This window comes from Acinetobacter sp. FY683 (genome assembly GCF_059515885.1).
Genome location: NZ_JCAKNA010000013.1, coordinates 34587 through 56749 on the forward strand (window position 1 = coordinate 34587; position 22163 = coordinate 56749).

The window sequence follows — 22163 nt, forward strand, 5'->3', positions numbered from 1 at the left end:
AGCTTAATCGCTCGGTTTTTTATATTTAAATTCTTATAAACTCATTGTTATACCCAACTGAAGCCCTCTTCCTGGCAGTGGTGCAATATATTTTAGTGGTGAGTTTTGAGGTCTAGCTTCTTCATTGAGTAAGTTTGTTCCATTTAAATAAAATGCTACATCTGCATTTTTTAATGCAACTTTTTTACTTAATGATAGATCCAATAAATTATACGCAGGCAATGCAATTTCCGTATTTACACTTTTCCCTAAGTACTGTGGTTTTGCATAATAAGTATTTGAAAGACGAAGATGATAATCATCTTTTTCCCACTCTATGCTTGCACCATAACGATTTGTTGGCATATTTGTAGGATATTCTCCATCATTTGAAGATTGATTTTTTGTATTTTTCACACGATTTTTAACAAAGTCACCAAAAGCACTGAGCGTTAAATCTCCCCATTCATTGAATAAAAATCGATGACTTAAATCTATTTCAAAACCATCAATTTTGACATTAGTTTGTCTCCAATATTTCAAAGGCAAACGGTTTTTCATTGCTGTCCCTGAATGCACTAAATAAATATAATTATTAAAATCCATTTGATATAAGGATAAATTTATTTTCGATTGATCAAATATAAAATCTGTATTTAATTCAATAGATTTGACTTTTTCTTTATCTAGATTTTGGTTCCCTTCTTCTTGGGTCATAACCGAATAATGCGGGTTACTCGAATACAATTCATTAATTTCAGGTGCTCTTTCAGATTCACTATACTTGGCATAAACATGGACATAATCGCCCCAATTAAAACCAGCACCAACATAATATTGAGATAAATCAAAATTACGATTTTCCAACTTTCCATTATTTGCATTACGTGCCAATTCAAAAGTGTGATCTTGAATCTGATGCTCTACTTTTTCTTTACGATAACCTGCATCAAAATAAATTGGATTAAAGCTCAACTTCTCTTGAATAAAAAAGGCTTTCCTATCAGTTTTTACATTCGGCAAATAACGTGCATAACCCTGCCCATGAACATCTCGTTGTCCCCAACTTAGACCCATTTCACCAGACAAAAATTTTTGTTCTTTTTGCTTAACAACAAATTCAGCAAAGTTTTGTTCAAATTTATATAAATTTTCTTCGCTTGTGCCAATATATTCCCCCGACTTATTAACCAAGTTAGAGGCTTTAAACTGAATATTTTCTAGAAATGGTAAAGGTCGATTCAATAAAGTATCTAATAAGAATGTATTTTGCTCAGTCTTTACACCAACAGGTAAGCCATCGGCATAACTTGTTTGAAAAGACTTATTTTCCATAGAAAAACCAGGCACGCCATAATGGCTTTTTTTATAATCAGCACTAAAACCAATATAGCCATTTTTTAGAAAATACGTAGTACCCAAAGCAATATTGTCATTAATTGCATAACTATTACCGAGTTTTTTATTATAATTTGGTGTTACATCATTATTAATTTTTTCATTTTTGAATGGCTCAGTCCCGGGAATATAATCAGGATTTACTGGATTTTGATAGGATTTACCACTCCAATTTGAAGTCGGTTTATCCGTGTAATATGAAAACTCACCATCCGCATAATCTGGATTTTCCGTTATAAACTGATTGATATAAGGTTGTGATGCTGTGTTATAGATACTTTTTATTCTTGTATCTTTCTGACAAGCATCTGCCAAAGGGCTATTTACCCCTCCATTTATAAAAACCTCTGTTTCGCACACTTGCGCTTTGCTTTTACCCGGAATGTTATAAGCCTTAATTTCTTGCCTTGAAAATTGAATATTTGTTGCTAAGTTTTTTTGATTATTTAATTGTAGCTTTAAACCTTTCGCATCAAAATTATTCCAACCATTCTTAAATACCAAGTCTAATTGATGAGATTTTTCTATAATTTTTTTCGGAATCAAACCACTATCAACTTCAACACTTCCACCTAAAGATTGATCCCCATATCTCACACTATTATTCGATTTATTTATTTTTATAGATTCAGTGAAAATAGGATCGAAAGGAATATTCACATTTCCACTTATGGCATTTAAGCCTTGAATAGACGTTCCATTTTCAAATATTCCTACACGATTTCCTTGTAATCCACGAATGACTGGTGCACCTGAATTTGGCCCAAATGAACTATTCTGTACACCCGAAACATGTTTAATTGCATCTCCTAAAGTATTTGATTTTTCAATAAACCTTTTATCAACTGTATATTCTTTTTTAGGTTCCTCTTGTGCGGTAATTTTAATAGGCTTTAAGTATTGAAGAGACATTATTTCTGCCGCCTCAGCTTGTTTAATAAGTAGGAATAATAATATTAAAAGCTTTAAACTGTTCATCTCTTGATCTTTATTGTTACGTTATAACATATCATTATACGGTTTTATTAAATAATACAAATGTACTAAAACCAACTTTTAAATTTTTTTAGACTTATTTTTATATCTTCTTGAATTTACAAAAATTAAAGTTAATTTAAGATTCTAATAATAAAGGTGTTATTTGAAATAAATCAAAATAATTAAATTATGATCGGATAAACAAATCATTGTTATTAAAATCATCCTTTTTACTTTTTTAGTTTATTTTTCTATTATTTATTTCATACAAGGCAATGTAGAAATTAACTCTGTTTTTCGCACTACATTGCCGACCAGTTTACCCTCTGGATGTAATCTCCCTAAGAAACATCCATTTTATGCCCGATCCTCCAAAGATCGGGCTTTTTTTATTGCTGCTGTTGCTGTTGTTGCCAACGTCGTTGTTGCAGTTTTTCACCTTCAACCTCACGCTTATTACGTGCAGATTCATATAATTTTGTACCTTTTAATTCAGATGGTAAGTATTCCTGTAGTACAAAATGTTCTGGGTAATTATGCGGATATAAATAGTCGACACCATATCCCTGTTCTTTCATTAGTTTTGTAGGAGCATTTCTTAAATGAAGTGGAACAGGTAGGTTTGCTGTTTTTTCAGCTAAATCCATTGCTTTATTAATCGCTAAATACGTACTGTTACTTTTTGCACTTGTTGCTAAATAAACGGCACATTGTCCAAGAATAATTCGTGATTCAGGCATTCCAATCACTTGAACTGAACGGAAACATTCCCCAGCCAAAAGTAAAGCATTTGGATTCGAATTCCCTATATCTTCAGATGCAGCAATTAGCATACGACGTGCAATAAAGATAGGATCTTCACCACCTTTAAGCATACGTGCCATCCAATAAAGTGCACCATCTGGATCACTTCCACGAATGGATTTAATAAAAGCAGAAACGAGGTCATAATGCTGTTCACCTGCTTTGTCATAACGAGCAATATTTTGCTGTGCCACTTTTACAACAACAGCATTGGTGATGATATTTTCTAAATCAGGTTCAAAGGTGCTTGCAATTAAATCTAGTAAATTTAAAGCCTTACGAGCATCACCTGCTGAAAATTGAATTAGTGCATCAAACTCTTCTATTTGAATATATCGATCTTTTAAAAATTGATCTGTTTGAATCGCATTGTTAAGTAAGGTTTGAATCGCATTTTCATCTAAAGCATTTAAGGTATAAACCTGACAACGTGAAAGTAATGCGCTATTGACTTCAAATGATGGATTTTCTGTTGTTGCACCAATCAGTGTAATTTTGCCTTTTTCAACAGCATTCAAAAGTGCATCTTGCTGTGTTTTATTAAAACGATGAATTTCATCAATAAATACTACAGGTGGCATCAAATCGCCACCATCAGAAATCACTTCTCTTAATTCTTTTACGCCTGTATTTAGCGCAGATAAACTTACAAATGGTCTATCTATGGCTTGAGCAAGTAATAATGCGATAGTCGTTTTTCCAACACCAGGGGGTCCCCAAAAAATAATTGAAGGCAAATGCCCCTGATCAATCATTTGACGTAAAGGAGCATCTGAACCAAGAAGATGGTCTTGTCCTATAATTTCAGATAAGTCTCTAGGACGTAGGCGTTCAGGAAGTGGAATATTGCTGTCTGACATCTTGTTATTACTTTGCTAAGCTTTTACTTAGTCTACTATGTTATACATCTATCTAGGCAACAGTTTTAAATACAAAATTTACGATCATTCTTATGAAGCTGTTATCTTTATGAAATATTTAATTAGCGCTTGTTTGGCAAACATTCCTGTACGTTACGATGGAAAAGCCTATTACTATGAAAAAATCACGCAGCTAGTACAAACACAACAAGCTATCACTATATGTCCTGAAGTGGCAGGAGGATTAAATACGCCTCGATTAGCTGCAGAAATTATAAGTGGAACAGCTCAAGATGTTTTAAACAACACTGCAAAAGTAATCGATTCTCAAGGAAATGATGTAACAAAAGCCTTTATAGATGGCGCTTTTAAAACATTAAAAATCGCACAAAAGCATCAAGTTTCCACCGTTATTTTAAAAGAAAATAGCCCTTCTTGCGGCACACATTTTATTTATGATGGCTCATTTTCAGGTACAAAAACTGTTGGTTTGGGTATAACAGCGTGTTTACTACAGCAATACGGATTTCATGTGATATCTGAAGATGAGTTTTTAAAATCTTTACAGTAAACCTTCATTTTTTAATTAGCGAACCCAACGCACAATATAATCTTCAATTTCATCTTCATCGACTTCAGCTTCTGAAACACAGCGACCAGCAACTGACTTTCTTGCTTTAATAACGCTTTCTCTTGAACCTGTATTTAAATAGTGCCAAGACGGTAAACTCTTCCCCTCACTCATCCGCTGATAAGCACATGTCGATGGTAACCAATGTATTTTCGCTAATTTTTCAGGCGTTAACTGAATACAATCAGGTACATGTTGAACGCGGTTTGGATAATCGGAACAATGTCCTGTTTTACAATCTAATAACTTACAAGCAACTTTGGTATAAGCCACCTCATTCGTTTCATCATCTTCTAATTTAATAAGGCAACACAATCCACACCCATCGCACAAAGCTTCCCATTCAGCAGTATTTAACTCTGATAATGTATAGTTTTTCCAGAATTGCGGACGTAAAATTTCAGGCATGAACATAGGTTATAAAAAAGAAACGTATCAACATTATATCAGGCTTCAAGAATCAATAGAGAAAAGAGCCTGCTTTGAATAAAACACTTCGCACTTGTACAAAAAACAAACAAATACATCACAAATATTAGAATTATCATCTTTATACTGAATCGCATAATCAAAAAAATCACAAGGAGAATTCGAATGTTTCGTTGGGCTATTATATTTGCAGTTATCGCCTTAATTGCGAGTTTACTAGGTTTTGGTGGTGTTGCTGGTCTATCAAAAGATTTTGCTGTCATTTTACTTGTTGTTGCAGTCATTCTTGCAATTGTAGGCTTTCTGTCTCGAGGAAAAGTCTAAATAACGTATGCTATTTCATAAAAAGAAGAGCTTAGCCTCTTCTTTTTTTATTTGCATTGAACTCGTCATAATTTCTCACATTTGTTTCTATTTCATTTAATTCTTTCAGAACATCTGCAATATTTTTATGCTTTAATCAGGTTAATCATAATTAAAGCTTCAAGGATTGTGCATGAACTCTGTAATCAAAACACGTGAAATTCAATACACTGCTAAAGATGGTTCTACCTTAATTGGATACTTTGCTACGCCAGAATCCATAACACCTGTAGCAGGTGTAATTGTAGCTCCAGAATGGTGGGGACGAAATGAATATACAGAACAACGTGCACGTGAATTGGCTGAACATGGTTATGCAGCCTTAGCAATTGATATGTATGGCAACAAGAAGGTAACAGCGGAAGCCTCTCAAGCAAACGAATGGATGACAGAAACCTTTCAAGACCCAACTACCATCGTAACTCGTGCATCTGCTGCTTTAGAAACTTTAGCTGCACAAGATGAAGTCGATAGCTCAAGACTTGGTGCTATAGGCTTTTGCTATGGTGGCAAAGTCGTTTTAGATTTAGCCCGCTCTGGAGCACCAGTAAAAGCTGTTGCAACCTTTCATGGAATTTTAGCTGCTCAATCACCTGCCGAAGAAGGTAAAATTCAAGCAGAGATTTTAGTTTTACATGGCGAATTAGACAGCATGGTATCTTTAAATGATGTTGCAAGTTTCCGTGAAGAAATGCATGCAGCAAAGGTGAACCATGAAGTGATTGTTTTTGAAGATGCTAAACATGGCTTTTCAAACCTACTTGCCGATGAAAGAGCCAAAGCGAATGGTGTAGATCTTGGCTATAATGCAGAAGCAGAAAAGCAAGGCCTCGACGCGATGTATGAATTACTCGCACATCAACTAAAAGCTTAGAGCAGAATTACCAATTATATTCACATGAATATGAAAGTAATAAAATGAAAAAAGAGGATGAACAAATGACTGAAAATAACTGCATATATTGTAACTTTGATGAATATGACATCATTGCAAAAAATGATTTCGGCGTGATTTTACCCGAACCAAATGCGCTATCTAAAGGACATTGTGTAATTGTGCCTCTTCGTCATGTTAGCTCTTTTTTTGATGTCACAGACAAAGAGCGTAAAAGTCTAATGACGTTATTAGAACTAGCGCGAAATGAACTAAAAATACGCCATCAGCCTGAAGGTTTTCACGTTGGTTTTAATGATGGTAATGTTTTTGGTACAGCATCTGAGCATTTACACATTCATATTATTCCACGCTACGAAGGACAAGCATTACAACTTGATGCTCGTTGGGGAATGACAGGCTAAAGTTATATTATTTTTATTTTAAAATGGTGTTTAGGCACCATTTTTTATGTCTAAAAAATGCTTTCAATCTAATGCTTCTATTTAATTTAAGGGCTACTCAGGCAATTCCGCTATACTAAAGCCATAGTTTATATTTCCCCTGCCCTATGTCTGAATTTTCCTTTTCAAATGCACTTTTAACTTGGTTCGATGAACATGGTCGTCATGATTTACCATGGCAATTAGCCAATGATCCTTACAAGGTTTGGGTGTCAGAAATTATGTTGCAACAAACTCAGGTCAAAACTGTGTTGCAATATTTTTCCCGTTTTGTTGAACGCTTTCCAACGGTTGAAGATTTAGGATACGCATCTTGGGATGATGTAGCACCCTACTGGGCGGGTTTAGGTTATTACGCACGTGCAAGAAATCTACATAAAGCAGCAGGAATTGTTGCACAAAAAGGGCAATTTCCAAGTAGTTTAGATGAGTGGATAGAACTCCCAGGAATTGGTCCATCTACAGGTGGAGCACTTATGTCACTGGGTTTACGCAAGTACGGTGTCATTATGGATGGTAACGTTAAGCGTGTGTTATCTCGCTTCTTCGCTATTGAAGATGATTTATCTAAACCAGTTCACGAACGTGAAATGTGGAACATTGCAAAAAGCTTATGTCCTACTGAACGTAATCATGACTACACACAAGCTATTATGGATTTAGGTGCAACGGTCTGTACACCCAAAAAACCCTTGTGTTTGTATTGTCCAATGCAACAGCACTGCAAAGCACATCAACAAGGTTTAGAAACTGAATTACCCTTCAAAAAACCTAAAAAAGCAGTCCCTATAAAATCTGCTCATATTTTATTAATTCAATGTGAAGATCAATGGTTATGGCAACAACGTCCAAACTCTGGCTTGTGGGGCGGTTTATGGTGCTTACCTATTATTGAAAATGAAATGAATTTTATAGAAAAAACTCAAAGTTTAGGGTTAAAAAAAGTCATTAAAAAAGTGCAAATATCCCATAACTTTACTCATTTCACATGGTTGTTAGACGCTGCTTGTTTTGAGGTTGATGCTGACTTAAAAGAGCATTTAGCAATTGAACTTGATGGCACTTGGTATTCATCACAAATTGCTACAGAAATGGGCATTCCCACTGCCATGAAAAAATTGATCTCTGCTGTAAATTTATGACATAGTCAGGTGATTACTAAAACAGTTATATAAAGAAAAGGAATGTCTTGTGCTGCGCCTTCGCTCTATTTTAAGTTTAATTTTTATTGTTGTTTTTCTTGCAGCATGTAGTACAGCACCGAAAAAACCAAACCAACCACTCAATCCTGCTATGGTTCAAAAACTCAAGAATATGAGCTTACCCGATAGGCTTCCTGTTCCTGTCCAAGGTGTAAAGAACAATAATTTAACAGATACATGGGGTGCATCTCGAAGCAGTGGTAGAATACATGAAGGTGTCGATATTATGGCTCCACGTGGAACGAAAGTTTTTAGTACAACAGAAGGCTTAATTGCAGACTTGCGTAATAATAACTTGGGCGGAAAGGTCATTTGGATTTTGGGTCCAAGTGGAAGTTGGCATTACTATGCGCATTTAGATGACCATAAACGTGGTTTACGCGTAGGTGATTATGTCAAAAAAGGTGACTTGCTAGGTTATGTTGGCAATACTGGTAATGCTCGTAAAACTGCGCCACACTTACACTATGGAATTTATTTAGGTGGTAAAGGTCGTGGTGCTGTTAACCCCTATCCATATTTACGTTAATTTTCTTTAGGAATTATTCATGTCAGAAGCGTTGATCAATCGTCTGGTAGAGTTTGCTGAATCAGGTAATCAACAAAAAATTGTGGTGGCTGGGAAAAGTCGTCAGGGTTGGGTCATGGAAATTACAGAAGAAGCTTTATTAATGAGCACAGGTTTTTCAGACAAAGTAGGCAAAGATGACTGGATTTCTTTTGAAGATATTCAACAAGCTGAACTCTTTTATTGGGATAACAAATCTGACCAATGGACTGAATTTAAACTTTAATTTATTCCTTAAATAATAAAAATAATGGAGCATTTCCATGACGTCTTTAACTGTAAAACGCTGTGGTTGGTGCTCCAATGATCCTCTTTATATGGCTTATCATGATCAAGAATGGGGATGTCCAATTTCTGCTGAGCAACAACTCTTTGAAATGTTGTGTTTAGAAGGTCAACAATCTGGTTTATCTTGGATTACCGTACTCAAAAAACGCGAATGTTATCGTGAACATTTCTTTAAATATTCCATTTCAGACATTGCAGATTTAAGTGATAAAGATTTAGAAATTAAGGTTCAAGATATAGGACTTATACGCCATATTGGAAAACTAAAGGCAATTCGCGATAATGCCATTGCTTGGCAGAATCTTAAAAATAACGGTGAAGATGTATCTGCTTGGCTATGGAGTTTTGTTCAAAATACCCCTCTTGTAAACGATGTACCAGATTATAAGAAAGCACCTGCACACACTGAGTTGAGTGTTTTAATGTCAAAGCAACTTAAGAAAAAAGGCTTTAAATTTGTGGGACCGACAACTTGTTATTCTTTTATGCAAGCTGTAGGAATGATTAACGATCATGAAAATGACTGTACGTTTAAATATGCAATGAAATAAAAATGTATTAGTCAGCTCACTGATTTTTTACCCATGTTGCCAATACTTGAACAGCAGCTCTTATTTCATCTGAAAGCTCATGCCCTGCATTTAAACGAATACAATTTAAATACCTCTCATCTTCACCAAAGACTATACCTGGCACAATATTAATTTTCTGTGTCTGTGCAAAGCGATACAGATCCAAACTATTTATATTTTCTGGTAGTTGCAACCAAATAGAATATCCGCCTTCTGGCTGACTAATTCGAACATCAATCCCAGAAAAAGCTTGCTTGATATATTGTCTATATTCAGCCACTTGTTTAAAAAGTTTTGGTCTTAATTGATTTAAATGCCTTCTATAAGCACGACAATGAATTAAATCTGCTAGACCTAATTGTAAAGGCGTATTCACGACAACATTTCTATTAATAAATTGCGTTCTAGAAGATGTTAATTGGGAAGTGATGCAGAACCATCCAACTCTATATGCAGAAGAAAGTGACTTTGATACAGAACCACAATAAATCACATAGCCATCTTGATCCCAATGCCGAATAGGTAAAGGTCTGTTTTGATTAAATCCACATTCTGCATAAATATCATCTTCAATAATAAAACATTGATATTGAGATGCTAATTCTGCAATTTTTTGTTTTTCTTCATTACTTAAGCAAAAGCCTAAAGGGTTTTGATAATTTGCAGTAAGTAAACAAGCTTTTGCTCCTGAATACTTCATTTCATGTTCTAAACGCGCTAAATCAAATCCATCGTGTTGAGCTGGAATTTCTACTATTTTCCTTTTTAAACTCGCTAATAATTGAAGCTGACCATTAAAATTTGGCGTTGGAATAATAATACTATCGCCCTGCTCCGTAAGCGTTTGTATAACAGCAGATAAAGCTGGCATACAGCCATTACTAATAAAAACATCATCTTTAGAAATGTAAATGCCATCTTCTAGCCAATGTGAAACTAAGGCTTCTCTTAAAATAATATGCCCTTGCCGATCGCTATATAAAAAATCTTCAGGTTTGCTGTGCTTCAAAGCGCGTTGAATTGAACGGCGTAGTGCATCTGTCGGAATAAGATTAGGCGATAGCTGAATTGCACCTAAATGAATTAATTTGTCATGTATAGAAGCGGCATTAATTTCTATTTGTAAGTCTAAATTAGAAACCTTTCTTGGATGAGATTTAAAGTCATTATGCAAAGGTTGGTCACTTTCAACTTTAAATGCTTTTACAAAATAGCCCGATTTCGGTTTTACATAAATCAGCCCCTGCGCTTCTAATAATTCATAACAACTTTTTGCTGTATTCAAACTGATCTTTTGCTGTTCGGCAAAATCTCTCAATGACTTAAGTTTTTGTTCATTTTCTAACTCACCCATATATATTTTTTGTGCTAGTTGCTGAGCAAGACTTTGATATTGAAACGTCACAATCTGTACCTATTTTTTATAAAATATTGTATCTGTAACCAAATTAAACCTTAATTTATTCTTGAATTATAGTTTTACAGGAATAATTCATGAAAAATATCATTATATTCGCATTAAGCACTTGTTTATTTGCATGCCAGCCTATTCAAACCAAAGATGAACTTGAATATGCATTTGTATGTAAGTCACTAATTAATGGCTACTTAAATGCTCAAAGAATCACTGAATTTGAACTTCAAGATGAATCTTTCATTAAGGATCAACTCATTTATACATATAAAAAACAGAACGTATCAGGAATGGTACTGGGTATTCCTCAACCTCCAGAGCTTTTATTTGCATGCTCAAAGCAAATGAATAGGTACCAATTAAGCCTAATAAATCATGATAAAACTCAATTAAATATCCTGCAATTTAGTGAATCTCCTAAATCTTGATAAGGTGTTTATTGAAAACTTAAATTACATTCACAATGTTCAGGACTTTTCTCTTTATGTTAGATTTATTGTATAAAAAATGTTTTATATATTCAGACCGTTATAGAATATTATAAACGATCAGAATATATTGATCATAAAGATACACGTGACTCAAATGCCCGTGTTTTACCCAAAAGTCTGCTAAGATAACTGCAACTTTTAAACTATAAAATGAATTTGAGAAAACTTATGAGTAAAGCCTTACCCATCGCTGTAGCTGTAATTTTAGGCGGTGCTGCACTTGTTCCTGTTTACTATGCAACTCAAACTCCAGCTACGCAAACTGCAAAAGCATCTGCGAATGCATCGGGTATTGAAAAAATTAGTTATGCTTTAGGTTTTGAAGTTGCACATCAAACTCCTCCAGAGCTTGATATTGACAGCTTTGTAACAGGTATTCGTGATGCACATGCACGCAAACAACCTGCATACACAGAAGAAGAATTACAAAAAGCATTTGAGCAATACCAGCAAGAAATGCAACAAAAACAAGTTGCAGATACTCAACAAGCTCAAAGTACAAATGATTCTTTCCTAAGTGAAAATGCGAAAAAAGATGGCGTAAAAACAACAGCTTCTGGTTTGCAATACAAAATCACTAAAGAAGGTACTGGTAAAGCACCTACAGGCTCTCAAACAGTTAAAGTTCACTACACAGGTAAACTTGTAGATGGCAAAGTATTTGATAGTTCTGTTGAACGTGGTGAGCCTATCGAATTCCCACTCAACCAAGTCATTCCGGGTTGGACAGAAGGTCTTCAACTTATGAAAGAAGGTGGCAAAGCGACACTGTATATTCCAGCCAATTTGGCATACGGCGCTCAAGGTGTTCCTGGTACAATTCCACCAAATAGCACATTAGTTTTTGATGTTGAACTTATTCAAGTTAAATAAAAATACAGAATAAGGAGAGCATTGCTCTCCTTATTTATTTAAGGAAATATAATGAAAATTCAAATGACACTCTTGTGTTTAGCGCTATGCAGTACGGGTCTTTCTGCAAAAACAATAAACAACAAAAGTAGCTACGAAGATAAAGTTGGCTACAGTTTTGGCTATATTATGGGTCGTGGTAATGCAGATGCACTCAAAAACATAGACTTAGATGCATTTTTAGATGGTTTAAAAGCCGCATCAAAAGGACAATCTTCTGCATTATCTGATGAAGAAATGTCTAAAGTATTAACTCAATTCAAAAAAAATGCCGAAGCAAAACAGCTTCTTGCACATAAAAACCTAGCTGAACAAAATGAAAAAATTGGTTCGGCATTTCTTGCAGAAAATGCTAAAAAACCCAATGTTAAAGTCACTAAATCTGGCTTACAGTACGAAGTTATTAAGCAAGGCTCTGGTAAAACACCAAAAGCATCTTCTAAAGTAAAAGTAGATTATGAAGGTCGTTTATTAAATAACACGGTATTTGATAGCTCAATTGCACGTCAACAACCTGCTGAGTTTATGGTAAGCCAAGTAATTTCAGGTTGGACTGAAGGGCTCCAACTCATGAAAGAAGATTCAATCTATCGTTTCTATATTCCTGCAAAATTAGCATATGGTGAAATTGGTTCAGGTGATGTTATTGAGCCAAATAGCACATTAATTTTTGATGTTGAGCTTTTAGAAGTTTCTCCAAAATAATTTGCAAAGCACAATTTTAAGTCATAAAAAAAGACCGCAAAATGCGGTCTTTTTTTATAAATATCATATTATGGTTTTAAATTACGAGGTCTAAAGCCTGTCGCAATTAATACGACACCATAAACGACAACACCCGCAATACACAGCCCAACAAGTTCAACTACACGCATCCATTGCGAAGCATCACCATTATATAAAGTTAAGCCATACCATAAAGCGACTATCATTGCTGCATTCGCAATAGCAAACTGAACTATCAGCTTTTTCCAATGTGCACCAAATCTGAAAATATCGCGCTTATGTAAATAAAAATATAACATCCCAGCATTGACTACAGCAGAACCTGAAGATGCTAAAGCAAGCGCCATATGGTTTGCATGCCAATCAATAAGCTTAAATACCCCAATAAAGATGATGTTTAAAACTGCATTGACTGCAACTGCCATTAAGCCTACACGTACCGGCGTTCTAGTATCTTGACGTGCATAGAAACCTGGTGCGAATACTTTAATAAGCATAAATGAAATAACACCTGCACTCATACATTGTAATGCTAAAGCAGTCATATACGTATCTTCAGCGGTGAATGCACCGCGTTGGAAAAGTGTCTGAATAATTGGTGTTGAAAGCATAAATAGCGCAATACTTGCAGGTACACCAACCAAGATAATCACTTTCGTAGCCCAATCCATCATACTACGAAATTTTGCCTGATCTTGTTCTGCAATACGTTCTGACAATGACGGTAAAATGACAGTTCCAATAGCAACACCAATTAAACCTAAAGGCAATTCTGTCATACGTTCTGCACTGTATAACCAAGAAACAGAACCATCTTGCATATAAGATGCCCAAATTGTATTAAGCAATAAATTGATTTGAGTAACAGATACACCAAAGAGTGCAGGTAACATCAATCTCATGATGCGATCTACACCTTCGTGTTTGAAATCTATCTTTGGTGGAATGAGTAATTTTTTACGCCACAACTCAGGAATCTGAATCGCTAACTGTAAAAATCCTGCTGCAACAACAGACCATCCTAAAGCCATAATAGGTGTATCCATATATGGCGTGAACCATAATGCACCCGCAATCATCGCAACGTTTAATAATACAGGGGCAAATGCAGGGGTGGTAAAAGATCCGTAACTGTTCAAAATACTGCTCGCAAAAGCAGTTAATGACATAAACAATAAATATGGAATCGTAAGGCGGAACATATCCGTAGCCAAAGCAAATTTGGCAGGATCGTCATGGAAACCAGGTGCATAGACATAAATAATGACTGGCGCAGCAATCATGGCAAAGAGCGTCAATAAAGACATAACCGTTGCTAAACAACCAAATACGCGGCTAATGAGTATTTGAACTTCGGCATGTGCACGTGTGGTCTTATATTCTGTAAGTACTGGAATAAAAGCTTGAGAAAATGCACCTTCGGCAAACAATCGCCTAAAGAAGTTTGGAATACGAAATGCCACGACAAAAGTATCGAAGTCTTTGCCTGCGCCAAATACACTGAGTAAAACAATGTCACGTACTAATCCCAATACGCGAGATAGCATTGTCATTGCACTTACAATTACGGTCGATCGCCAAAGCGCCATCGGAACCACCTAGTTTAAAATCAAGTCGCTATTGTAATGAAACTCTTTGTGAAATTGCATTGTTTAATCATTCTACAATTTAACAATTTATAGGTTTTTTAGTTGCTTTAGTTGATTTCTAAATTTTACCCAGTCAAAAAATGGACCCGGATCGGTTTTTCGCCCTGGTGCTATATCTGAGTGCCCTGCAATATGTTGTTTAATTTTTGGATATGCTTTTTGTAGTGTTGCGACCACATTCGCTAAAGCTTCATATTGTGCTTCATCAAAAAGTAAATCATCACTCCCCTCTAATTCAATACCAATAGAATAATCATTACATTCATTTAAAGCTAAATAACTTGAACGTCCTGCATGCCAAGCACGATCTTTAAAATTAACAAATTGAATAATTTTTCCAGATCTTAAAATTAAAAGATGTGCAGAAACCTGCATTCCTTCAATGGTTTGGAAGTATGGATGCGCTGACCAATCTAATTTATTTTGAAAGAAATCTTCGATATATCCACCACCAAATTGTGACGGTGGCAAACTAATATTATGGATAACAACCAACTGAATATCTGTATCGTCAGGACGCTGATTAAAATTTGGCGAAGGAATTTGTTGAGCACATTTGAGCTGTCCATCAACGACCTGAAAAGACGATGCCTGTTGCATAAATCAGTCCTGAATATTTTGAGTTAAATTTCGCGATCAATCCATCCTAAAACTTTCACTTAAAAATCTCAAACTTAGTGATGTAACTTGGTTAAAAAATGCGTTTTTTAATGCAACAATGCTAATATATCCCACAATTTTATGGGCTCTCAAATACGGATATTGCTATGAGCATCTCACAAGCTTTATTAGAACAATCTATTCAACTCAATATTCAACAAGTGCTGCAAGAAGATATTGGTGATGGTGATATTACCGCTTTATTAACGCCTGAGAATGAACAAACAACAGCAACGATTATTAGCCGTGAAGAGATGGTACTTGCGGGTCAGCCTTGGGTAAATGCACTTATTCAAGCTTATGATGCAACAGTTCAAATAATATGGCTTAAAAATGATGGCGATATTGTTGCTGCAAATGAAGCTTTTTTAAAGCTCTCTGGTTCTGCCCGTAGCTTACTTACCGTAGAACGTCCTGCCCTCAATTTTGTACAAACACTTTCTGCTGTAGCAACAAAAACAGCTGAATATGTAAAACATTTAGATGGTTTAAATACAAAATTACTCGATACACGTAAAACTTTACCCGGCTTACGTATTGCACAAAAATATGCGGTAGCTATTGGTGGTGGTCAAAACCATCGCTTAGGCTTGTTCGATGCCTTCTTAATTAAAGAAAACCACATTATGGCAGCAGGTGGCATTGCCCAAGCGATTGCAAAAGCACATAGTATTGCGCCAAATAAACCTGTGGAAGTGGAAGTGGAAACTTGGGAAGAACTAGACCAAGCACTTGAAGCAGGTGCAGATATCGTCATGCTTGATAATTTCAGTCAACAGCAAATGATTGATGCAGTAAAACATGTTGCAGGTCGATGTAAACTAGAAGCTTCAGGCAATATTACAATTGAAAACTTACGTGAAGTTGCAACCACTGGTGTCGACTATATTTCAATGGGTGTTTTAACCAAAGATGTTAAAGCGATTGATTTATCTATGCGGTTTAATGGTTAAATCTGCGTACTAAATTCAGGCTTATCATGAATAACAGAGTGAATCCTTTTTTAAAACTTCACTCTGAGTTCTGTTGATCTGTCTGAATGATTCATTTCTCATCATTTCCCCGTGGCGCACAGGTACACATTAAAAAGGTAGCAATCATTAAACCTATAATAAGAACAATCATGTTTTCTCCTTTTAAAGAATTTCACGATGCCCAATATGTTAAAAATGAATTGTGTTGGAAAAATAAATGGTTGTTATAAGATTGTCTAAAAATAATTACCTACGTATTTTTTCTACTTCTTTATGTAATGTTTAGCCATAAAAAAAGCGCCATTTACACGGCGCTTTTTTTATGACAACTTAGGTTTTAAACTTACCAACCTAAAGCTTCTTGTTGTTTTTTCACTAACTCTTGAATACCTTTTTCAGCCATTTCCAACATTGCATTTGATTGTGCACGAGTAAATGGTTTATCTTCTGCAGTACCTTGAATTTCAATAAACTCACCTGCTTGCGTCATTACAACATTCAAGTCAGTTTGGCAGTTAGAATCTTCTTCGTAGCAAAGATCTAGAAGTACTTCATCTTTAAAAATACCCACAGAAACCGCAGCCACTAAACCTTTTAATGGATCTTGCTTAATTTTCTTTTTCTCAAGTAGTACATTCATCGCATCAATTAATGCCACTGCTGCACCTGTAATCGATGCTGTACGTGTACCACCGTCGGCTTGAATAACATCACAGTCAATTGTAATTGTATTTTCACCAAGCTTTTTAAGATCAACCATTGCACGTAAGCTACGGCCAATTAAACGCTGAATTTCTTGCGTACGACCACTTTGTTTACCGCGGGCAGCTTCACGGTCACTACGAGTATGTGTAGAACGTGGCAACATACCATATTCAGCTGTTACCCAACCTTGTCCCTGACCTTTTAAAAAACGAGGTACTGAGTGATCAATACTTGCTGTACAAAGGACTTTTGTATGACCGAATTCAACCAATACAGAACCTTCCGCATAACGAGTGTAGTTACGGGTAATTTTAACGTCACGCAATTGATCTAAAGTACGTTGGTCAATACGCATAATTTGTCCTTATTTATTACTCAAATATATTACAACCAAGTATAACAGAAGCAGATACAAAGGTTTTGTTACAGCTGTTAAACCAACCCTATTTAAAGATAGAACTATTGCAATAATTTGAAATGCTTAAAAATAAGATGACTATTTAAATAATGGTTTTGCTAAACTGAGTTGATAACAATTGTAGGGATACATTTGACATGTCCATTCGTGACGAACGTAAACGACAAAGTCGACAAGCTATTATAGATACGTCATTGCGCCTTAGTATTTCTGGACGTTCATTTAGTAGTATTAGCTTACGAGAAATTAGTCGTGAGACTGGACTTGTTCCTACAGCGTTTTATCGCCACTTTAAAGATATGGATACTTTAAGCTTAGAACTCGTCGATCGAATTTCTCTCAATTTAAAAAGTACTTTACATCAATTAGGACAGACCTATTTATATCAACCAGAAGCCAAAATTCAGAAAAGTTTAGAACTCTTTTTTCAAACAATTAATCAACAATCTGAAGAATGGATTTTTGTGATTTCTGAACGCTGGGGGGCATCTCAAGTCCTTCGAAAAGCCATTGCTCGAGAAATTGAATATTTGGTAGAAGATCTAGCCATCGACTTACATCGCTTAGAAAGTGTTAAACATATTCAACAATTAGATGATGTAAAAATATTAGCCCAGCTTTTAATCAATTTAGCATTCAACTGGGTCATGACTTGGATTGAACTTCCTAAACAATATGAGCCACCTGCTTTAGCTCAACAACAACAACTTTTACAAGATCAAGCGGTAACACAAGTTAGACTACTTTTTCATGGAATTTCAAATTGGGGAAAAAACCAAATTTAGAATATTCAATGATAGGCAAAAAAAACCGCTCAAAATGAGCGGTTTTTAGATGTATCAAAATTATTTTGCTTTATGTTCTTTTTCAACTAAGTACTTCACGACTTGAGTCACTTTAGCATCTTCACCTTGAACGACATATTTACCATTCACAACAACTGCTGGAACACCTGTAAGTTGGTACTGTTTCGCCAATTTATTTGATTCAGCAATTTTTGCTGAAATTGGAAAAGAGTTATACATGCTATTAAATTTAGCTTCTGGAATACCATACTTCACAAAGAATTTAGCTTGTGATTGTTGATCGAAAATTTGTTGACCATTTTCATGAATTGCTTTGAACAATGGTAAGTGAATTTGGCGACGCTTACCTAAAGCTTCTGCTACATAGTAACCACGTGCATTTGCTTCCCAAACAGGGTTCATTGCAGCAGGTGTACGAACAAAGTTTACATAACTTGGACGTGTTTTTAACCATGACTGCATATGTGGTTCTAATTTATGACAATGGCCACAGCCGTACCAAAAAAATTCACGAACTTCTACTTTTCCAGGAACATCTACTTTCCCAGGATTCGCAAGTACTGTGTAATCTTTACCAGCAACAAAGTTAGCTGCCATTGCACCACTTGAAATTGCCAACATCGCCGTAGCGAGGCTACCCAAAAGAATTTTTTTCATTGAACTTATTTGCCTCAAAAATATTATGATTAGCTTATTCAAATACTATAAAACAATTATGCCTATTTCGTTTTCATTCTGTGAACTTTTTTACTGCTTTTATCGCTTTTTTTATAATAATCGCTACACTAAGCCTATACAAAGTTTTTTGAATTATAACGACTTGATTGAGGTAACCCCGATGTCGCATTTGAATGTTGATCCACAAGAAATTGCAAAATTCGAAGCATTCGCAGCCATCTGGTGGGATCAGCATTCTGAATTCCGCCCTTTGCACATGATTAATCCATTACGTTTAAATTGGATTGATGAACATTCAGGTGGCATCACAGGTAAAAAAGTACTCGATGTCGGCTGTGGTGGTGGTATTTTGGCAGAAAGCATGGCACGTCGTGGTGCAAATGTTCTTGGTATCGACATGGGCGAAGCGCCTCTCAATGTAGCTCGTTTACATGCAGAGCAAGAAGGTGTTCAAAATATTGAATATCATCAAGTTCCTGTCGAGCAACTTGCAGAAGAACAAGCTGGTCAATACGATGTAGTTACTTGTATGGAAATGCTCGAGCACGTGCCCGATCCTGCATCTATTATTCTTGCTTGCCAAAAATTAGTTAAGCCCGGTGGTCACGTATTTTTCTCTACCATTAACCGTAATCCAAAGTCATATTTATTTGCCATTATTGGTGCCGAATATGTCCTTCGTATGCTCGCAAAAGGTACGCACGATTACAGTAAATTTATCAAACCGTCAGAGTTAGCCCACGACATTCGTAGTGCAAATTTAAAACTCAAAGATATGACAGGTTTACACTATAACCCTCTCACTAAGCGTTATTGGTTAGCACCAAATGTTGATGTGAACTATATGGTTTATACGCAAAAAGAAGAAGCATAATGAAAGCGGTATTATTTGACTTAGATGGTACTTTAATAGATACCGCAGCAGATTTTATCCGCATTATTCAAGACATGTGTCGTGAAGAAGGCAAAGCTGTTGTTGACGCAGATCTCATTCGCACACAAGTCTCTGAAGGCGCTCGTGCAATGGTGAAATTAGTCTATCCTGAACTAGAAGTGACAGATCCTATTTTCCTTGCACATCGTCAGCGCTTTTTAGATTTATATGGCGCAGATATTGCTGTAGATACAGACCTTTTCGAAGGGATGTATCCGCTACTAGAAGATCTTGAAAGCCAAAATATTCCTTGGGGAATTGTGACCAATAAACCACGTTGGTTAAGTGAAGAATTACTTAAAGCTCTTCATTTAACATCTCGTTGTTCTGTATTAGTTTGCCCTGAAGATGTAACGAATACTAAGCCAGATCCTGAGCCTATGTATCTTGCAGCAAAACAAATCAACATAGATGTTCAAGACTGTATTTATGTCGGTGATCATCCACGAGATATAGATGCAGGTCGTAACGCTAATATGTACACTATTTTAGCTGCTTATGGTTATTTACCAATCGAACACAAAGATGACTTAACAGCATGGCATGCAGATTGTATAGTGAACAATGTGGATGAATTACATCAGGTCATTCGTCAAATGGTGATAAAACCGCAATAAAAATTTAAAGTCATAATGATATAAAACGAGGAGGTTCGACTATGAAGTATTCAGAATATAAGCCTCGCCCCGACTTATTAAAAGATCGCATTATTTTAGTTACAGGCGCAGGTGATGGAATTGGTCGTGCAGCAGCACTTAGCTATGCCCTACACGGCGCAACAGTTGTATTACATGGTCGAACCTTAAATAAACTTGAAGTCATTTATGACGAAATTGAAAGTTTAGGTGCACCACAACCTGCTATTTTGCCACTACAACTTTCAAGTGCATCACCACGTGATTATGAGCTTTTAGTTGATACCTTAGAAAAGCAATTCGGTCGTTTAGATGGCATTTTGCATAATGCTGGTATCTTAGGTGAGCGTACAGAGCTAGAGAACTACCCTGCGGATGTATGGGACGATGTAATGGCTGTGAATTTACGCGCGCCTTTTGTTCTTACTCAAGAATTACTTCCTTTATTAAAAAAATCGGAAAATGCATCCGTTGTATTTGCAAGTTCTGGTGTTGGACGAGAAACTCGCGAACGTTGGGGTGCTTATTCTGTTTCTAAAATTGCCATAGAGGCAGTTAGTGAATTATTTGCTAAAGAAAATACACATCCAAATTTACGTTTTAATTGTATAAACCCAGGTGCAACACGTACCGCAATGCGTGCAAAAGCCTTCCCAAATGAAGATCCCAAAACACTTGCCACACCTGAAATGATTATGCCTGCATATTTATATTTAATGGGTGATGACAGTCTTGCTTTGAACGGTCAAAGCATTGATGCTCAAGATTAATATCAAACGATTTAATCTAATTCTAAAAAGAGGGCTTTCGCCCTCTTTTTTATTTTTAAAATGACTGTTTTTTATTCAGCTAAAAATTGAAGCATTGTTTTTACAACAATTTAAATCATACTTAGCCATATCCTAAAATTTAGAGAAGCACATGTCTGACTTTAGCAATATTGGCGTTACTCACCTTGAAGATGGAATGGTATCTTTACTTGTAGATGGCAAACCTATTTCTGAAAAATACGGCATGAAATTTGAAGCAACGATTATCAATGAACTTCAAGCCCTAGAAAACGGAAAAAATATAAAGCTGTTTGATCAATTTGTTTTTTCACATACAGATTTAAACTTCGAACACTCTTACCATTACGTTACAAGTCTTATAAAAGAAGATGATACATACCGCACAGTAACAAACTTCGTCTATAAAATTATTGCTTCAGGACAAGCACCTTTTGAACATGTGATTACAAAACAAGGCGTACCTTTAAGCCCAGAAGATGTCAAAGAATTTATTAATGCGCATGTTCAAAAATCTTTAACAGATTACACAGACATGAAATATGCATACTAAAAAAACAGCATAAATTTCATATTTAAAAAGGCAGCTCGAACTGCCTTTTTTATGCGAACAAAAAATATAAATCGTTTTTTTATATCGTTACAATAATATTATTCGGTTTTTATGATTAAGCTCTATTCCTTATAATACCCTGCAAGCAAAGCGGCAGATAAGGAGCTATCAATGACTGATTTAAAACATAAAGTTGAAATGATTCGCTCAATTGAAAACTTACAACTTTCTACAGATTTAATTCATGCATTAGAGGACGCGCAGCAAGCTCAATATGTAGTTGAAGCTGTGAACTCTCTACAAGACTTAGTACAACATTGGAACTAAATTCGATAAAACAGTCCTACATTGGGCTGTTTTTAATCGGCTTATAATAATTGAAAAATCCATTTTAAAATTTGTTCTGATAT

At 35.6% G+C, this 22163-nt stretch carries 26 protein-coding genes; 18 read left to right on the forward strand and 8 right to left on the reverse strand.

The window, feature by feature from the left end; genetic code table 11:
• Positions 1-33 precede the first annotated feature (33 nt).
• Positions 34-2355 (reverse strand): TonB-dependent receptor, encoded by a 2322-nt coding sequence (locus tag AC5YDH_RS08710; RefSeq protein ID WP_496118608.1) that lies wholly within the window; start codon positions 2353-2355, stop codon positions 34-36.
• A gap of 389 nt (positions 2356-2744) precedes the next feature.
• Positions 2745-4019: a replication-associated recombination protein A gene (locus tag AC5YDH_RS08715; RefSeq protein WP_496118609.1), complete on the reverse strand. Its 1275-nt coding sequence runs from the start codon at positions 4017-4019 to the stop codon at positions 2745-2747.
• Between the two features lie 109 nt (positions 4020-4128).
• On the opposite strand from AC5YDH_RS08715, the gene AC5YDH_RS08720 reads away from it, so the two are divergent.
• Positions 4129-4590 carry a 2-thiouracil desulfurase family protein gene (locus tag AC5YDH_RS08720; protein WP_496118611.1) on the forward strand — a complete coding sequence of 154 codons (462 nt, stop codon included), beginning with the start codon at positions 4129-4131 and terminating at the stop codon, positions 4588-4590.
• Positions 4591-4605: 15 nt separating this feature from the next.
• Here AC5YDH_RS08720 and AC5YDH_RS08725 read toward each other — a convergent pair whose 3' ends face one another.
• On the reverse strand, positions 4606-5058 hold the full coding sequence (locus AC5YDH_RS08725) for a YcgN family cysteine cluster protein (protein ID WP_496118613.1): 453 nt from the start codon (positions 5056-5058) through the stop codon (positions 4606-4608).
• A gap of 186 nt (positions 5059-5244) precedes the next feature.
• On the opposite strand from AC5YDH_RS08725, the gene AC5YDH_RS08730 reads away from it, so the two are divergent.
• From AC5YDH_RS08730 to AC5YDH_RS08760, 7 genes are all read left to right on the forward strand, one after another.
• A complete protein-coding gene (locus AC5YDH_RS08730) occupies positions 5245-5403 on the forward strand; it encodes a DUF1328 domain-containing protein (RefSeq protein ID WP_004656956.1) in 159 nt (52 codons plus the stop codon).
• A gap of 172 nt (positions 5404-5575) precedes the next feature.
• Entirely contained in the window at positions 5576-6316 is a 741-nt protein-coding gene (locus tag AC5YDH_RS08735) for a dienelactone hydrolase family protein (protein WP_496118615.1), read from the forward strand.
• Between the two features lie 65 nt (positions 6317-6381).
• The gene (locus tag AC5YDH_RS08740; RefSeq protein WP_496118617.1) at positions 6382-6741 is read left to right on the forward strand and encodes an HIT family protein; all 360 of its coding nucleotides are present in this window, start codon (positions 6382-6384) and stop codon (positions 6739-6741) included.
• Positions 6742-6887: 146 nt separating this feature from the next.
• Entirely contained in the window at positions 6888-7922 is a 1035-nt protein-coding gene (mutY, locus tag AC5YDH_RS08745) for an A/G-specific adenine glycosylase (protein WP_496118619.1), read from the forward strand.
• A 49-nt stretch (positions 7923-7971) separates the two neighbouring features.
• The gene (locus AC5YDH_RS08750; RefSeq protein ID WP_496118621.1) at positions 7972-8511 is read left to right on the forward strand and encodes a M23 family metallopeptidase; all 540 of its coding nucleotides are present in this window, start codon (positions 7972-7974) and stop codon (positions 8509-8511) included.
• A gap of 19 nt (positions 8512-8530) precedes the next feature.
• Entirely contained in the window at positions 8531-8776 is a 246-nt protein-coding gene (locus AC5YDH_RS08755; protein WP_496118623.1) for a hypothetical protein, read from the forward strand.
• A gap of 37 nt (positions 8777-8813) precedes the next feature.
• Positions 8814-9389 carry a DNA-3-methyladenine glycosylase I gene (locus AC5YDH_RS08760; protein WP_496118624.1) on the forward strand — a complete coding sequence of 192 codons (576 nt, stop codon included), beginning with the start codon at positions 8814-8816 and terminating at the stop codon, positions 9387-9389.
• A gap of 16 nt (positions 9390-9405) precedes the next feature.
• Here the strand turns inward: AC5YDH_RS08760 and AC5YDH_RS08765 are convergent, their stop codons facing one another.
• On the reverse strand, positions 9406-10815 hold the full coding sequence (locus AC5YDH_RS08765) for an aminotransferase-like domain-containing protein (RefSeq protein ID WP_496118625.1): 1410 nt from the start codon (positions 10813-10815) through the stop codon (positions 9406-9408).
• Between the two features lie 89 nt (positions 10816-10904).
• Here AC5YDH_RS08765 and AC5YDH_RS08770 point away from each other — a divergent pair, with 89 nt between their 5' ends.
• The 3 genes from AC5YDH_RS08770 (at position 10905) to bamJ (AC5YDH_RS08780) (ending at position 12932) form a co-directional block, all read left to right on the forward strand.
• Positions 10905-11252 carry a hypothetical protein gene (locus tag AC5YDH_RS08770; RefSeq protein ID WP_496118627.1) on the forward strand — a complete coding sequence of 116 codons (348 nt, stop codon included), beginning with the start codon at positions 10905-10907 and terminating at the stop codon, positions 11250-11252.
• A gap of 231 nt (positions 11253-11483) precedes the next feature.
• Complete coding sequence (gene bamJ, locus AC5YDH_RS08775; protein ID WP_496118628.1) at positions 11484-12188, forward strand: BamJ family beta-barrel-assembly machinery protein; 705 nt, start codon at positions 11484-11486, stop codon at positions 12186-12188.
• 51 nt (positions 12189-12239) lie between these two features.
• Positions 12240-12932, forward strand: coding sequence for a BamJ family beta-barrel-assembly machinery protein (bamJ, locus tag AC5YDH_RS08780; protein ID WP_496118630.1), 693 nt, complete (start codon positions 12240-12242; stop codon positions 12930-12932).
• Positions 12933-13000: 68 nt separating this feature from the next.
• Here bamJ (AC5YDH_RS08780) and murJ read toward each other — a convergent pair whose 3' ends face one another.
• Positions 13001-14542 (reverse strand): murein biosynthesis integral membrane protein MurJ, encoded by a 1542-nt coding sequence (gene murJ, locus AC5YDH_RS08785; RefSeq protein WP_496118632.1) that lies wholly within the window; start codon positions 14540-14542, stop codon positions 13001-13003.
• An 87-nt stretch (positions 14543-14629) separates the two neighbouring features.
• Positions 14630-15202: a 1,6-anhydro-N-acetylmuramyl-L-alanine amidase AmpD gene (gene ampD, locus AC5YDH_RS08790; protein WP_496118634.1), complete on the reverse strand. Its 573-nt coding sequence runs from the start codon at positions 15200-15202 to the stop codon at positions 14630-14632.
• Between the two features lie 167 nt (positions 15203-15369).
• On the opposite strand from ampD, the gene nadC reads away from it, so the two are divergent.
• The gene (gene nadC / locus AC5YDH_RS08795; RefSeq protein ID WP_496118636.1) at positions 15370-16215 is read left to right on the forward strand and encodes a carboxylating nicotinate-nucleotide diphosphorylase; all 846 of its coding nucleotides are present in this window, start codon (positions 15370-15372) and stop codon (positions 16213-16215) included.
• A gap of 364 nt (positions 16216-16579) precedes the next feature.
• On the opposite strand, the gene rph is transcribed toward nadC, so the two are convergent.
• Entirely contained in the window at positions 16580-17296 is a 717-nt protein-coding gene (gene rph, locus AC5YDH_RS08800; RefSeq protein WP_496118638.1) for a ribonuclease PH, read from the reverse strand.
• Between the two features lie 200 nt (positions 17297-17496).
• Between rph and AC5YDH_RS08805 the strand changes: the two genes are divergently transcribed.
• On the forward strand, positions 17497-18144 hold the full coding sequence (locus tag AC5YDH_RS08805; protein ID WP_496118640.1) for a TetR family transcriptional regulator: 648 nt from the start codon (positions 17497-17499) through the stop codon (positions 18142-18144).
• A 60-nt stretch (positions 18145-18204) separates the two neighbouring features.
• Here the strand turns inward: AC5YDH_RS08805 and AC5YDH_RS08810 are convergent, their stop codons facing one another.
• Positions 18205-18822 (reverse strand): thiol:disulfide interchange protein DsbA/DsbL, encoded by a 618-nt coding sequence (locus AC5YDH_RS08810; RefSeq protein WP_496118642.1) that lies wholly within the window; start codon positions 18820-18822, stop codon positions 18205-18207.
• Between the two features lie 181 nt (positions 18823-19003).
• Here AC5YDH_RS08810 and ubiG point away from each other — a divergent pair, with 181 nt between their 5' ends.
• From ubiG to AC5YDH_RS08835, 5 genes are all read left to right on the forward strand, one after another.
• The gene (ubiG, locus tag AC5YDH_RS08815) at positions 19004-19717 is read left to right on the forward strand and encodes a bifunctional 2-polyprenyl-6-hydroxyphenol methylase/3-demethylubiquinol 3-O-methyltransferase UbiG (protein ID WP_496118643.1); all 714 of its coding nucleotides are present in this window, start codon (positions 19004-19006) and stop codon (positions 19715-19717) included.
• Positions 19714-20394, forward strand: coding sequence for an HAD family hydrolase (locus AC5YDH_RS08820; RefSeq protein WP_496118677.1), 681 nt, complete (start codon positions 19714-19716; stop codon positions 20392-20394). Before ubiG ends, AC5YDH_RS08820 begins: the two co-directional genes overlap by 4 nt.
• 41 nt (positions 20395-20435) lie before the next feature.
• Positions 20436-21182, forward strand: a complete 747-nt coding sequence (locus AC5YDH_RS08825; RefSeq protein ID WP_496118645.1) for a YciK family oxidoreductase — start codon at positions 20436-20438, stop codon at positions 21180-21182.
• Positions 21183-21333: 151 nt separating this feature from the next.
• Positions 21334-21753 (forward strand): hypothetical protein, encoded by a 420-nt coding sequence (locus AC5YDH_RS08830; RefSeq protein ID WP_496118647.1) that lies wholly within the window; start codon positions 21334-21336, stop codon positions 21751-21753.
• A 171-nt stretch (positions 21754-21924) separates the two neighbouring features.
• Positions 21925-22080 (forward strand): hypothetical protein, encoded by a 156-nt coding sequence (locus AC5YDH_RS08835; RefSeq protein WP_496118648.1) that lies wholly within the window; start codon positions 21925-21927, stop codon positions 22078-22080.
• Positions 22081-22163 lie beyond the last annotated feature (83 nt).

Coding starts and splice junctions, on each gene's coding strand:
- AC5YDH_RS08710 (WP_496118608.1), bottom strand. CDS start 2,355: ATGAACAGTTTAAAGCTTTTAATATTATTATTCCTACTTATTAAACAA.
- AC5YDH_RS08715 (WP_496118609.1), bottom strand. CDS start 4,019: ATGTCAGACAGCAATATTCCACTTCCTGAACGCCTACGTCCTAGAGAC.
- AC5YDH_RS08720 (WP_496118611.1), top strand. CDS start 4,129: ATGAAATATTTAATTAGCGCTTGTTTGGCAAACATTCCTGTACGTTAC.
- AC5YDH_RS08725 (WP_496118613.1), bottom strand. CDS start 5,058: ATGCCTGAAATTTTACGTCCGCAATTCTGGAAAAACTATACATTATCA.
- AC5YDH_RS08730 (WP_004656956.1), top strand. CDS start 5,245: ATGTTTCGTTGGGCTATTATATTTGCAGTTATCGCCTTAATTGCGAGT.
- AC5YDH_RS08735 (WP_496118615.1), top strand. CDS start 5,576: ATGAACTCTGTAATCAAAACACGTGAAATTCAATACACTGCTAAAGAT.
- AC5YDH_RS08740 (WP_496118617.1), top strand. CDS start 6,382: ATGACTGAAAATAACTGCATATATTGTAACTTTGATGAATATGACATC.
- mutY (WP_496118619.1), top strand. CDS start 6,888: ATGTCTGAATTTTCCTTTTCAAATGCACTTTTAACTTGGTTCGATGAA.
- AC5YDH_RS08755 (WP_496118623.1), top strand. CDS start 8,531: ATGTCAGAAGCGTTGATCAATCGTCTGGTAGAGTTTGCTGAATCAGGT.
- AC5YDH_RS08760 (WP_496118624.1), top strand. CDS start 8,814: ATGACGTCTTTAACTGTAAAACGCTGTGGTTGGTGCTCCAATGATCCT.
- AC5YDH_RS08770 (WP_496118627.1), top strand. CDS start 10,905: ATGAAAAATATCATTATATTCGCATTAAGCACTTGTTTATTTGCATGC.
- bamJ (WP_496118628.1), top strand. CDS start 11,484: ATGAGTAAAGCCTTACCCATCGCTGTAGCTGTAATTTTAGGCGGTGCT.
- bamJ (WP_496118630.1), top strand. CDS start 12,240: ATGAAAATTCAAATGACACTCTTGTGTTTAGCGCTATGCAGTACGGGT.
- murJ (WP_496118632.1), bottom strand. CDS start 14,542: ATGGCGCTTTGGCGATCGACCGTAATTGTAAGTGCAATGACAATGCTA.
- ampD (WP_496118634.1), bottom strand. CDS start 15,202: ATGCAACAGGCATCGTCTTTTCAGGTCGTTGATGGACAGCTCAAATGT.
- nadC (WP_496118636.1), top strand. CDS start 15,370: ATGAGCATCTCACAAGCTTTATTAGAACAATCTATTCAACTCAATATT.
- rph (WP_496118638.1), bottom strand. CDS start 17,296: ATGCGTATTGACCAACGTACTTTAGATCAATTGCGTGACGTTAAAATT.
- AC5YDH_RS08805 (WP_496118640.1), top strand. CDS start 17,497: ATGTCCATTCGTGACGAACGTAAACGACAAAGTCGACAAGCTATTATA.
- AC5YDH_RS08810 (WP_496118642.1), bottom strand. CDS start 18,822: ATGAAAAAAATTCTTTTGGGTAGCCTCGCTACGGCGATGTTGGCAATT.
- ubiG (WP_496118643.1), top strand. CDS start 19,004: ATGTCGCATTTGAATGTTGATCCACAAGAAATTGCAAAATTCGAAGCA.
- AC5YDH_RS08825 (WP_496118645.1), top strand. CDS start 20,436: ATGAAGTATTCAGAATATAAGCCTCGCCCCGACTTATTAAAAGATCGC.
- AC5YDH_RS08830 (WP_496118647.1), top strand. CDS start 21,334: ATGTCTGACTTTAGCAATATTGGCGTTACTCACCTTGAAGATGGAATG.
- AC5YDH_RS08835 (WP_496118648.1), top strand. CDS start 21,925: ATGACTGATTTAAAACATAAAGTTGAAATGATTCGCTCAATTGAAAAC.